This window comes from Pseudomonas sp. NY15463, from assembly GCF_048068415.1.
Taxonomy (GTDB): domain Bacteria; phylum Pseudomonadota; class Gammaproteobacteria; order Pseudomonadales; family Pseudomonadaceae; genus Aquipseudomonas; species Aquipseudomonas mosselii_C.
In genome coordinates, this window is record NZ_JBLUQD010000002.1 from 298,418 (window position 1) to 311,177 (window position 12,760).

Consider the following 12,760-nt stretch of genomic DNA (forward strand, 5'->3'; position numbering starts at 1 on the left):
TTATAGGGCAAGAGGCCGCTTCACAGGCTGCCGTTGGAAAGAATCCTACCAAGCCTGCTTTAATGTCTTATCGAACCAAACGATATGGACGACAACTGAGTCGGCGAAGAACTTCATCCTCTGTCGCATATCCAACGCTCAGCCTTGTGCGACAGGGCTGAAATCATGCGCCCGCTCCCCTCTTCGGAAACACCTATGTCATCACGCAAGTTCGGCCTCAACCTGGTGGTGGTCCTGGCCATCGCCGCGCTGTTCACCGGGTTCTGGGCCCTGATCAACCGCCCGGTGTCCGCGCCCGTCTGGCCGGAACAGATTTCCGGCTTTTCCTATTCGCCGTTTCGCCTGGGTGAAAGCCCGCAAAAGGGCCAGTACCCCAGCGAGGACGAGATTCGCCAGGACCTGGAACAGCTGAACAAGCTGACCGACAACATCCGTATCTACACCGTCGAGGGTACCCAGGCAGAGGTGCCGCACCTGGCCGAGGAGCTGGGCTTGCGGGTCACCCTGGGTATCTGGATCAGCAAGGACCTGGAGCGCAACGAGCGCGAGATCGAAAAAGCCATCGGCCTGGCCAACAGCTCGCGTAGCGTGGTGCGAGTAGTGGTCGGTAACGAAGCGCTGTTTCGCGAAGAGGTCACCCCCGAGGAGCTGATCGCCTACCTCGATCGGGTGCGCAAGGCCGTGAAGGTGCCGGTGACCACCAGCGAGCAATGGCACATCTGGAAGGAGCACCCCGAACTGGCCAAGCATGTCGATCTGATCGCCGCGCACATCCTGCCGTACTGGGAGTTCGTGCCGATGAAAGATTCGGTGCAGTTCGTCCTCGACCGCGCCCGCGAGCTGCGCAAGCAGTTCCCGCGTAAGCCGCTACTGCTCTCCGAAGTCGGCTGGCCGAGCAATGGCCGCATGCGTGGCGGCGCCGACGCCACTCAAGCCGACCAGGCCATCTACCTGCGCACCTTGGTCAATACCCTCAACCGACGCGGCTACAACTACTTCGTCATCGAAGCCTATGACCAACCCTGGAAGGCCAGCGACGAGGGCTCGGTGGGCGCCTATTGGGGCGTGTTCAACGCCGAGCGCCAGCAGAAATTCAACTTCGAAGGCCCGATCGTGGCCATTCCACAATGGCGGGCCCTGGCCGTGGCCTCGGTGGTCCTGGCGATGATCGCCCTGGCGGTGCTGCTGATCGACGGCTCGACGCTGCGCCAGCGTGGACGCACCTTCCTCACCTTCATCACGTTCCTGTGCGGATCGGTGCTGGTGTGGATCGGCTACGACTACAGCCAGCAATACAGCACCTGGTTCAGCCTGACCGTCGGCGTGTTGCTGGCGCTGGGCGCGTTGGGCGTGTTCATCGTATTGCTGACCGAGGCGCATGAGCTGGCCGAGGCGGTGTGGATACACAAACGACGCCGCGAATTCTTGCCGGTGCACGGCGACAGCGCCTATCGCCCGAAGGTTTCGGTGCATGTGCCGTGCTACAACGAGCCGCCCGAGATGGTCAAACAGACCCTCGACGCCCTCGCAGCGCTGGACTACCCCGATTACGAAGTGCTGGTGATCGACAACAACACCAAGGACCCCGCCGTCTGGGAGCCGCTGAAGGCTCATTGCGAAAAGCTCGGGCCGCGCTTCAAGTTCTTCCATGTGGCGCCCCTCGCAGGCTTCAAGGGTGGCGCGCTCAACTACCTGATCCCGCACACCGCCAAGGATGCAGAAGTGATCGCGGTGATCGACTCGGACTACTGCGTCGACCGCAACTGGCTCAAGCATATGGTGCCGCACTTCGCCGACCCGAAAATCGCCGTGGTGCAATCGCCGCAGGATTACCGCGACCAGCACGAAAGCGCTTTCAAGAAGCTGTGCTACAGCGAATACAAAGGCTTCTTCCACATCGGCATGGTCACCCGCAACGACCGTGACGCGATCATCCAGCACGGCACCATGACCATGACCCGACGTTCGGTGCTCGAAGAACTGGGATGGGCCGAATGGTGCATTTGCGAGGATGCCGAGCTAGGCCTGCGGGTGTTCGAGAAAGGCCTGTCGGCTGCCTATGCACACAACAGCTATGGCAAGGGCCTGATGCCCGACACCTTCATCGACTTCAAGAAGCAGCGTTTCCGCTGGGCCTACGGTGCCATCCAGATCATCAAGCACCACACCAGCGCCCTGCTGCGCGGCAAAGGCAGCGAGCTGACCCGTGGCCAGCGCTATCACTTCCTGGCCGGCTGGCTGCCGTGGATCGCCGATGGCATGAACATCTTCTTCACCGTCGGGGCACTGTTGTGGTCGGCGGCAATGATCATCGTGCCGCACCGGGTCGACCCGCCGCTGATGATTTTCGCCATCCCGCCGCTGGCGCTGTTCTTCTTCAAGGTTGGCAAGATCGTGTTCCTGTATCGGCGCGCTGTCGGTGTCGACCTCAAGGATGCCTTTGCGGCGGCACTGGCGGGCCTGGCGCTGTCGCATACCATCGCCAAGGCGGTGCTGTATGGGTTCTTCACCAGCAGCATGCCGTTCTTCCGCACGCCTAAGAATGCCGACAGCCATGGCTTACTGGTGGCGATTTCCGAAGCACGTGAAGAGCTGTTCATCATGTTGCTGCTGTGGGGCGCGGCACTCGGTATCTACCTGGTGCAGGGGCTGCCGAGTTCGGACATGCGTTTCTGGGTGGCGATGTTGCTGGTGCAATCGTTGCCCTATGTAGCGGCATTGGTGATGGCGTTTCTGTCATCGCTGCCCAAGCCGGTGGAAAAGGCTACCGAGGCCCAAACCGTCTGAGACCGATGTTCGCAAGCCCGCCGCGTACCCTGTGGGAGCGGGCTTGCGAGTTCGTGATCGCTCATAAAGCGCAGAGTGCCCGACGAAGTCATTTGATATAAGATAACGCCCCTTGGATTTTCCCGCCTTGCCTTGCCCCGGAGTTCCCCATGACGGCCCCCGCCGAGCTCTCGCCTACCCTGCAACTGGCCTGTGACCTGATCCGTCGCCCGTCGGTCACCCCGGTCGACGCTGACTGCCAGACTCAGATGATGAACCGCCTGGGCGCTGTCGGCTTCCAGCTCGAACCGCTGCGTTTCGAAGACGTCGACAATTTCTGGGCCACCCACGGCACCCAGGAGGGTCCGGTGCTGTGCTTCGCCGGGCACACCGACGTGGTCCCCACCGGCCCCGTGCAGCAGTGGCAACACGAGCCGTTCGACGCGCTGATCGACGCCGACGGCATGCTCTGCGGCCGCGGCGCCGCCGACATGAAGGGCAGCCTGGCCTCGATGGTGGTCGCCTGCGAGCGCTTCGTGCAGGACTACCCGAACCACCGCGGCAAAGTGGCCTTCCTGATCACCAGCGACGAGGAAGGCCCGGCCCACTATGGCACCAAGGCCGTGGTCGAGTTGCTCAAGGCCCGCAACGAGCGCCTGGACTGGTGCATCGTCGGGGAACCGTCGAGTACCCAACTGCTCGGTGACGTGGTCAAGAACGGCCGTCGTGGCTCGCTCGGCGCCAAGCTGACCGTGCGCGGCAAGCAAGGTCACGTGGCCTATCCGCACCTGGCACGCAACCCGATCCACCTGGCCGCTGCGGCCCTGGCGGAACTGGCCGCCGAGCACTGGGACGAAGGCAACGCATTCTTCCCGCCGACCAGCTTCCAGATCTCCAACCTCAATGCCGGTACCGGTGCCACAAACGTGGTGCCTGGCGAGCTGACTGCGCTGTTCAACTTCCGTTTCTCCACCGAATCCACGGTCGAAGGTCTGCAACAGCGGGTCGCGGCGATTCTGGACAAGCACCAGTTGGAGTGGACCATCGACTGGGCGCTGTCGGGCCTGCCGTTTCTCACCGAGCCGGGCGAGCTGCTCGATGCGGTCTCTTCGAGCATCAAGGCCGTCACCGGTCGCGACACCCAACCGTCCACCAGCGGTGGCACCTCTGATGGTCGCTTCATCGCCACCATGGGCACCCAGGTGGTCGAGCTGGGCCCGGTCAACGCCACCATTCACCAGGTTGACGAACGCATCCTGGCCAGCGACCTCGACCTACTGACCGAGATCTACTACCAGACCCTGGTGCGGTTGCTCGCCTGATGCTCGCCTGTCCTCTCTGCCAGGCGCCCCTGGCGCGGCTCGACAACGGCGTGGCCTGCCCTGCCGGCCACCGTTTCGACCGCGCCCGCCAGGGCTACCTGAACCTGCTGCCGGTACAGCACAAGAACAGCCGCGACCCAGGCGACAACCAGGCCATGGTCGAGGCCCGCCGCGACTTCCTCGAAGCAGGCCACTACGCGCCGGTGGCCCGCCGCCTGGCGCAGTTGGCTGCCGAACGCACCCCGTCCGCCTGGCTGGATATCGGCTGTGGCGAGGGCTACTACACCGCCCAGCTTGCCGAGGCGCTGCCAAGCGCCGACGGCTACGCCCTGGACATCTCCCGCGAGGCGGTCAAGCGTGCCTGCCGGCGCGCCCCCGAAGTGACCTGGATGGTCGCCAGCATGGCCCGCGTGCCGCTGGCCGATGCCAGCTGCGGCTTCATCGCCAGCGTCTTCAGCCCGCTGGACTGGCAAGAAGCCAAGCGCCTGCTCGCCCCCGGCGGCGGCCTGATGCGGGTGGGGCCGACCAGCGGCCACCTGATGGAGTTGCGCGAGGTGCTCTACGATGAGGTTCGCCCCTACGCTGACGACAAGCACCTCGCCCTGATTCCTCAAGGCATGCAGCACGCCCACAGCGAGGTACTCGAATTTCGCCTGAGCCTGGTCGAGGCCAAGGCCCGCGCCGACCTGTTGGCCATGACTCCGCACGGCTGGCGCGCCAGCGCCGAAAAACGCGCACAGGTGATCGAGCAGCCCGAACCGTTCGACGTCACGGTTTCCATGCGTTATGACTATTTCGTGCGCCAAGACTGAGCACACTGGAGCCCCCTATGCGTCAACCCGATATCGAGATCTACCTCAAGGACGACGACGTCGATCACCGGCAGATCGCCACCTGGCTCACCGAGGCCCTTGGCCCGTGCAGCGAATGGAAGCAAAAAGGCCAGACCTTCAAGTGCATGGCCGGTAACATTCCGGTCACTTGGTTACCGAAGGCTGTAGGGAAATGGAACAGCTTGTACCTGGAGAGCGACCAGACCCCGTGGGCCGATGACATCGCCTGCGCGCGCGCGGCGTTCGCCGCACTCGCGGTCGAAGTGCGCTGCGCACCCGGCAGTTGGAGCGAGGAAGACGGGGAAGAGGATGCCGATCGCTGGATCCGCATCAGCGCCGACGGTGAACAGGAAATCACCTGGCGTACACACTGAAGCTAAGCACTCAAAGCTACAAGCTGCGAGTTGTAAGCGACAAGCTGCAAGTTCGGACGCATCAGGCTGCAAGCTCCACGGTCAGCTTGCAGCTTGAGGCTTACCGCTTGCGGCGGCGGTCAGAGACCGACGACGTCTTCGGCCTGGAGGCCTTTCTGGCCCTGTACCAAGGCGTACTCCACCTGTTGTCCCTCGACCAGGGTGCGATGCCCCTCACCGCGAATTGCCCGATAGTGGACGAACACATCCGCACCACCGTCGCGCTGAATGAAGCCATAACCCTTGGCATCGTTGAACCACTTCACATTCCCAGTCTCACGAGACGACATCTGAACTACTCCGGATTTTTATTTTGAAGATCGCCTTGCTGGCAGGGGCTCACCACCCGCGCCGTTGCGGCTTGTCAATACTTAAGCAAGCAGCAGGCCGAGTATATGACAGGGAACAAAAAAAATTCATGACGGGCGGTATTTTTGCCGATTTTTGCTGAACTTACGCAGATACGGCAGACTAATACCGTGGAAAACACTCGAAAGATCTCATCCAGGGCACCAACCCCATGACCCGTTCCCCCTTGCGCCGCCTCATCTTCGGCGCCCTGCGTCGCGTGCTGTACCTATGGGTGCGCTCCGAGACCATCAACCAGTCCTCGCTGACGCTCAAGCTCGATCGCAGCCGCCCGGTGTTCTACGCCCTGCCCTCGCCTTCGCTCACCGATCTGGCTGTGATCGACCGCGAGTGCACCAAAGCAGGGCTGCCGCGCCCGGTATTGCCGGTGGCGGTTGGCCCCTTGCAGGAACCGGCGGCGTTCTTCTACCTCACCCCTGACCCCGATTGGCTCGGCCGCCACGACAAGCGTGGCGCGCCACCGACCCTACAGCGCCTGGTCGCCGCCATCACCCAACACGCCGAAGAGGATGCCCAGATCATCCCGGTCAGCGTGTTCTGGGGGCAGACCCCAGCCAGCGAATCGAGCCCGTGGAAACTGCTGTTCGCCGACAGCTGGGCGGTCACCGGGCGCCTGCGCCGGCTGCTGAGCATCCTGATTCTCGGGCGCAAGACCCGCGTGCAGTTCTCAGCGCCGATTCACCTGCGCGAACTGGTCGATCACAACAAAGGCCATGAGCGCACGGTGCGCATGGCCCAGCGGGTCATGCGGGTACACTTTCGCAATCTCAAGACCGCAGTTATCGGCCCGGATATTTCGCATCGGCGCAACCTGGTCAAGGGCCTGGTACACGACCCACTGGTGCGCCAGGCGATCAGCGACGAGGCCGAGCGCGAGAAGATCCCCTACGCCAAGGCCGAGGCCAAGGCGCTGCACTACGGCAACGAAATCGCCTCGGACTACACCTACACCGCCATCCGCTTCCTCGAAGTGGTGCTCAGTTGGTTCTGGAACAAGATCTACGACGGCATCAAGGTCAACCACATCGAGCAGGTGCAGGGCATCGCCCCGGGCCACGAGGTCATCTACGTGCCCTGCCACCGCAGCCATATCGACTATCTGCTGCTGTCCTACCTGCTGTTTCGCAACGGCCTGACGCCGCCGCACATCGCCGCCGGCATCAACCTCAACATGCCGCTGATCGGCGGCCTGCTGCGGCGCGGTGGGGCGTTCTTCATGCGCCGCACCTTCAAGGGCAATCCGCTGTATACGGCGGTGTTCAACGAGTACCTGCACACCCTGTTCACCAAGGGTTTCCCGGTGGAGTACTTCGTCGAAGGTGGCCGCTCGCGCACCGGGCGCATGCTCCAGCCGCGCCCCGGCATGCTGTCGATCACCCTGCGCAGCTTCCTGCGCTCCTCACGCACACCGATCGTCTTCGTACCGGTGTACATCGGCTACGAGCGGGTGCTCGAAGGCCGCACCTACCTCGGCGAACTACGCGGAGCGAGCAAGAAGAAAGAATCGATCTTCGACATCTTCAAGGTCATTGGCGCCCTCAAGCAGCGCTTCGGCCAGGTGTCGGTCAACTTCGGCGAGCCGATCCGGCTGAATGCTTTCCTCGATGAGCAGCAACCCGGCTGGCGCGAGCAGGACCTGGCGCCACAGTACCGCCCGGCCTGGCTCAACGACACCACCACACGCCTGGGCGAAACCGTGGCCCGCCACCTCAACGAGGCCGCTGCGGTCAACCCGGTCAACCTGGTGGCCCTGGCACTGTTGTCGACCAGCCGCCTGGCCCTCGACGAACGGGCCCTGAACCGGGTGCTGGACCTGTACCTGGCCCTGCTGCGCCAAGTGCCCTACTCACCGCACACCACCCTGCCCGAAGGCGACGGCCAGGCGCTGATCACGCATGTGCTGGGTATGGACCTGCTGGCCGAGCAGAAAGATGCGTTGGGGCGCATCCTCTACCTGGACGAAGCCAACGCAGTCCTGATGACCTACTACCGCAACAACGTGCTGCATATCTTCGCCCTGCCGGGGCTGCTGGCGAGTTTCTTCCAGAGCAGCTCGCGCATGAGCCGCGAATTGGTCGGGCAATACGTACGTGCGCTGTATCCCTACTTGCAGGCCGAGCTGTTCCTGCGCTGGGCACCCGAGCAACTGGACGAGGTGATCGACCAATGGCTCAACGCACTGGTCGAGCAGGGCCTGCTGCGCTTCGAGAACGGCGTGTACCTGCGCCCGGCGCCAAGCTCGCGGCAGTTCGTGCTGCTGACCCTGCTGGCCCGCACCATCACCCAGACCCTGCAACGCTTCTACATGGCCACCTCGCTGTTGCTCAACAGCGGCCAGCACACGCTGACTGCCGAAGAGCTGGAGGAGCTGTGCGTGATGATGGCCCAGCGCCTGTCGATCCTGCATGGGCTCAACGCCCCGGAGTTCTTCGACAAGACCCTGTTCCGCCATTTCATCCAGACCTTGGTACGCGAAGGCGTGCTGCGCCCGGATGCTAGCGGCAAGCTCGGCCATCACGACAAGCTCGGCGAACTGGCCGAAGGTGTAGCCAAGCGCGTGCTGTCGGCCGAACTGCGTCTGTCGATCCGTCAGGTGGCGCTGCATCACGGCGAAACACCGGGGCCTTTGCCGGCAGAATGACGGTTCGCCGGGGTACGGCGCATCGGCGCATTGCCGACGCAGACGGCCTCCGCTTCCCGCGCAGGGCCGCACATCCGGCGAAAATCCGCTAAAGTCCGAGGGGTTGGCCACAAGCCAACCCCTTGTGCACCGGAGATTCCATGAAAAAACTCTTTAGCCTGTGCTGCGCCACCCTGCTCGCGGCCTGCTCCACCCCTACGCCTACGCCTCACGCCAGCCTCGATGGCGAAGTCTTCTACCTGCAGCGCATCGCCCTGCCGCCGTCCGCCACCTTGAGCGTGAGCCTGCAGGACGTATCGCTGATGGATGCCCCGGCAGTGACCCTGGCCAGCCAGACAGGCCCGGTAAAAGGCAACGTGCCGCTGCCGTTCCACCTCACGTACGATCCAGCCCAGGTCAAGCCCGGCCACCGCTACGCGCTGAGCGCGCGCATCACGCTGGACGGCCAGCTACTGTTCATCAACACCGAGCAGCACGGCGTGGCACTCGACGGTAACGACCCGCAGCCGCTGCGGATCAAAGTCGATCCGGCTCGCTGAACCCGCTCCATTTTGCCCATAAGGAAATCCCCATGCTTCGCACCTCCCTGCGCTTCACCACCCTATGCGCCGGCCTGCTGCTGTCGGCCAGCGCCCTGGCCCTGTCGCTCAGCGACCTGTCCCAAGGCGATGCCTCCACGGGCCTTAAAGATGCCCTCACCCAAGGCGCGCAGGTTGCCGTCAAGCAACTGAGCACCCCAGGCGGCTTCAGCAACAACCCCGATGTGCGCATCGAGTTGCCAGGTAAACTGGGCAAGGCAGCCAAGGCCATGAAGATGTTCGGCAAGGGCGACCAGGTCGAAGCACTGGAAGCCAGCATGAACAAGGCGGCCGAGGCGGCCGTACCGCAGGCCCAGGCCATTCTGGTGGATGCGGTGAAGAAGATGACCGTGACCGATGCCAAGGGCATCCTCAGCGGCGGCAATGACTCCGCCACCCAATACCTGAACAAGAGCAGTCGCGAAGAGATCCGCGCCAAGTTCCTGCCGATCGTCAAGCAAGCCACCGACCAGGTGGGCCTGGCCAAGCAGTACAACAACTTCGCCGGCCAAGCCGCAGGCCTGGGCGTGATCGACGCCAAGAGCGCCAACATCGAAAGCTACGTGACCGAAAAAGCCCTGGATGGCCTGTTCGAGATGATCGCCAAGCAGGAAGAAAGCATTCGCAAGAACCCAGCACAGGCAGCGACCAGCCTGGCCAAGAAGGTGTTCGGCGCGCTTTGAAGCGCGCAGCTGCAAGTGGTGAGCTGCAAGCTGCAAGAAAAAGCGGGCCGTCACTGGCCCGCTATGTTGCAGCTTGACACTCGTCGCTAGCGACTGCTCTTGACCCTGAACCACGCCGCATACAGCGCCGGCAGGAACAGCAGCGTCAGCACCGTGGCGACGATCAAGCCGCCCATGATCGCCACCGCCATCGGCCCATAGAACACGCTGCGCGACAGCGGAATCATCGCCAGCACCGCCGCCAGGGCAGTCAGCACGATCGGCCGGAAACGTCGCACGGTGGCTTCGATGATTGCCTCCCAACGGCTCAACCCTGCGGCGATATCCTGATCGATCTGGTCCACCAGAATCACCGAGTTACGCATGATCATGCCCGCCAAGGCGATCGTCCCAAGCATGGCGACGAAACCGAACGGCTGGCGGAACACCAGCAGGAACAAGGTGACGCCGATCAACCCCAGGGGTGCAGTGAGGAACACCATGAACATTCGCGAGAAACTGCGCAGCTGGATCATCAGCAAGCTCAGCACCACCACGATGAACAACGGGATACCTGCGTTCACCGAGCGCTGGCCGCGTTCGGCGTCCTCGACCGTGCCGCCCACCTCCAGCAGATAGCCATCCGGCAACTTGGCCTTGATCTGCTGCAAGGACGGCAGGATCTGTTGAGTCAGCGTGGCCGGCTGTTCCTTGCCATAGATATCGGCGCGCACGGTGACCGTTGGCAGGCGGTTGCGGTGCCAGATCACCCCCTCTTCGAAACCGTACTCCAACGTCGCCACCTGACTCAGCGCCACACTCTGGCCGTTGTCGGTAGGCAAAGCCAGGCTGCCCAGGTTGCCCAGCGCGCGGCGCTCCTCAGGGGTGCCGCGCAGAAGGATCTCGATCAGCTCGTTATCTTCGCGGTACTGGCTGACATGGCTGCCGGTCAGGGAACTCTGCAGGAAGCTCGACAGGTGCGCTGTACTCACCCCCAACGCACGGGCGCGGTCCTGGTCGATGTTCAGGTACACCATTTTGCTCGGCTCTTCCCAGTCCAGGTGCACGTTCACCACATGCGGGTTCTCGCGCACCTTGGCCGCCACCTCGCGAGCCAGAGCACGCACGTTGTCGATGTGCTCGCCGGTGACGCGGAACTGCACCGGATAGCCCACGGGCGGTCCGTTTTCCAGACGCGTGACACGCGCACGCAGGTCAGGGAACTGCTCGTCGAGGGTCGCGATCAACCAACTGCGCAGGCGCTCGCGCGCCTCCAACGATTGGGCCAGTACCACGAACTGGGCGAAGCTCGCTGCGGGCAGTTGCTGATCCAACGGCAGGTAGAAGCGTGGCGAACCCGTGCCGACATAGGCCACGTAGTTTTCGATACCTTCCTGCTGCTTGAGCAGCGCTTCGAGTTGCTGAACACGCTCGGTGGTGTGGCTCAACGAGGCACCTTCGGCCAGCTTGAGGTCAACCATAAGTTCCGGGCGCCCGGAAGCCGGGAAGAACTGCTGCGGCACGAAACGAAACAGCACGATGCTGCCAACGAAGACCGCGATGGTCAGCACAATCACCGTCTTGCGCCGCCGCACGCACCAGGCCACCAGCCGCCGCACGCGCTGGTAGAACGGCGTGGCGTATGGGTCGGGGGCCTGCCCGTCGTGGCCATGGCGCGCCGCGTGAAGCTTGGCCAGGTCCGGTAGCAGGCGCTCGCCCAGGTACGGCACGAACAACACCGCCGCGACCCACGAGGTCAGCAAGGCGATGGTCACCACCTGGAAGATCGAGCGGGTGTATTCGCCCGTGCCGGAGGCGGCCGTGGCGATTGGCAGGAAACCCGCGGCGGTGATCAACGTGCCGGTGAGCATCGGGAATGCGGTGCTCGACCAGGCATAGCTGGCCGCCTTGAGCCGGTCGTAGCCCTGTTCCATCTTGATCGCCATCATCTCCACGGCGATGATCGCATCGTCCACCAGCAACCCCAAAGCCAGCACCAGGGCCCCCAGCGAGATCTTGTGCAGGCCGATACCGAAGTAGTGCATCAGGGCGAAGGTCATGGCCAGCACCAGCGGAATCGCCAAGGCGACCACCAACCCGGTGCGCACACCCAGCGAGAAGAAGCTCACCAGCAACACGATGGCCAGTGCCTCGACCAGCACCTGGACGAACTCGCCAACCCCGGCTTGGACCGCCGCCGGCTGATCGGACACCTTGCGCAACTGCATGCCTGCCGGCAGGCCCTGCGCCAGGCGGGCGAACTCGCCCTCCAGGGCATTGCCCAACTCGAGGATGTCACCGCCGTCCTTCATCGACACGGCAAGGCCGATGGCGTCCTCGCCCATAAAGCGCATACGCGGCGCGGGTGGGTCGTTGAAGCCGCGCTGGACCTCGGCGACATCGCCGATACGGAACGTGCGGTCACCCACCCGAATCGGGAACTGGCGGATCTGCTCGACGCTGTCGAAACGCCCGCTCACCCGCAACTGCAAACGCTCGCTGGGGGTTTCGAAGAAGCCTGCGGTGCTCACCGCGTTCTGGTCACGCAGCGCTTGCTGCACCGAGGCCAGCGGCACGCCGAGGGTGGCCAGCTTGGTATTGGACAGCTCGATCCAGATCTTCTCGTCCTGTAGCCCCACCAACTCGACCTTGCCTACATCCTTGACCCGTTGCAGTTGGACCTGGATGCGATCGGCATAGTCCTTGAGAACCGCGTAGTCGAAACCAGGGCCGGTCAATGCGTAGATGTTACCGAAGGTGGTCCCGAACTCATCGTTGAAGAATGGGCCCTGCACTTCGGGCGGCAGGGTGTGCTTGATGTCCGCGACCTTCTTGCGGATCTGGTACCACAACTGCGGAATATCCTTGGAATGCAGCGAGTCGCGCGCCATGAACGTGACCTGCGACTCGCCGGGGCGCGAGAACGACACGATCCTCTCGTACTCGCCGGTCTCCATGAGTTTCTTCTCAATGCGCTCGGTAACCTGGCGCGAGACTTCTTCGGCGGTGGCACCCGGCCACAGGGTACGCACGACCATGGCCTTGAAGGTGAACGGAGGATCTTCGCTCTGGCCCAGCTTGGTGTAGGACACAGCGCCAATCGCCGCCAGCAGGATCATCAGGAACAACACGATCTGACGATTGCGCAGCGCCCAGGCGGAAAGGTTGAAACCCAT

Annotated in this window: 9 protein-coding genes; 7 read left to right on the plus strand and 2 right to left on the minus strand. The window is 63.3% G+C overall.

Features of this window, described 5'->3' with window-relative positions; genetic code table 11:
• The first annotated feature begins 195 nt into the window (after window positions 1-195).
• The 4 genes from ACNFIC_RS05590 to ACNFIC_RS05605 all read left to right on the plus strand — a co-directional run bounded on the left by ACNFIC_RS05590 (window position 196) and on the right by ACNFIC_RS05605 (window position 5,295).
• A complete protein-coding gene (locus ACNFIC_RS05590) occupies window positions 196-2,787 on the plus strand; it encodes a glycosyltransferase (RefSeq protein ID WP_416780256.1) in 2,592 nt (863 codons plus the stop codon).
• 149 nt (window positions 2,788-2,936) lie between these two features.
• The gene (gene dapE, locus ACNFIC_RS05595) at window positions 2,937-4,088 is read left to right on the plus strand and encodes a succinyl-diaminopimelate desuccinylase (protein ID WP_138218611.1); all 1,152 of its coding nucleotides are present in this window, start codon (window positions 2,937-2,939) and stop codon (window positions 4,086-4,088) included.
• On the plus strand, window positions 4,088-4,900 hold the full coding sequence (locus ACNFIC_RS05600; RefSeq protein WP_138218613.1) for a putative RNA methyltransferase: 813 nt from the start codon (window positions 4,088-4,090) through the stop codon (window positions 4,898-4,900). The genes dapE and ACNFIC_RS05600 overlap by 1 nt, the downstream gene beginning before the upstream one ends.
• A 17-nt stretch (window positions 4,901-4,917) precedes the next feature.
• Window positions 4,918-5,295 carry a hypothetical protein gene (locus tag ACNFIC_RS05605; protein ID WP_138218615.1) on the plus strand — a complete coding sequence of 126 codons (378 nt, stop codon included), beginning with the start codon at window positions 4,918-4,920 and terminating at the stop codon, window positions 5,293-5,295.
• A 119-nt stretch (window positions 5,296-5,414) separates the two neighbouring features.
• On the opposite strand, the gene ACNFIC_RS05610 is transcribed toward ACNFIC_RS05605, so the two are convergent.
• Window positions 5,415-5,624 carry a cold-shock protein gene (locus tag ACNFIC_RS05610; RefSeq protein ID WP_110992443.1) on the minus strand — a complete coding sequence of 70 codons (210 nt, stop codon included), beginning with the start codon at window positions 5,622-5,624 and terminating at the stop codon, window positions 5,415-5,417.
• Window positions 5,625-5,854: 230 nt separating this feature from the next.
• Here ACNFIC_RS05610 and plsB point away from each other — a divergent pair, with 230 nt between their 5' ends.
• The 3 genes from plsB to ACNFIC_RS05625 all read left to right on the plus strand — a co-directional run bounded on the left by plsB (window position 5,855) and on the right by ACNFIC_RS05625 (window position 9,605).
• Window positions 5,855-8,344, plus strand: coding sequence for a glycerol-3-phosphate 1-O-acyltransferase PlsB (gene plsB / locus ACNFIC_RS05615; RefSeq protein ID WP_138218617.1), 2,490 nt, complete (start codon window positions 5,855-5,857; stop codon window positions 8,342-8,344).
• Window positions 8,345-8,484: 140 nt separating this feature from the next.
• Entirely contained in the window at window positions 8,485-8,883 is a 399-nt protein-coding gene (locus tag ACNFIC_RS05620) for a YbaY family lipoprotein (RefSeq protein WP_138218619.1), read from the plus strand.
• A gap of 32 nt (window positions 8,884-8,915) precedes the next feature.
• Entirely contained in the window at window positions 8,916-9,605 is a 690-nt protein-coding gene (locus ACNFIC_RS05625; protein ID WP_138218620.1) for a DUF4197 domain-containing protein, read from the plus strand.
• 86 nt (window positions 9,606-9,691) lie between these two features.
• On the opposite strand, the gene ACNFIC_RS05630 is transcribed toward ACNFIC_RS05625, so the two are convergent.
• Window positions 9,692-12,760 (minus strand): efflux RND transporter permease subunit, encoded by a 3,069-nt coding sequence (locus ACNFIC_RS05630; protein WP_416780259.1) that lies wholly within the window; start codon window positions 12,758-12,760, stop codon window positions 9,692-9,694.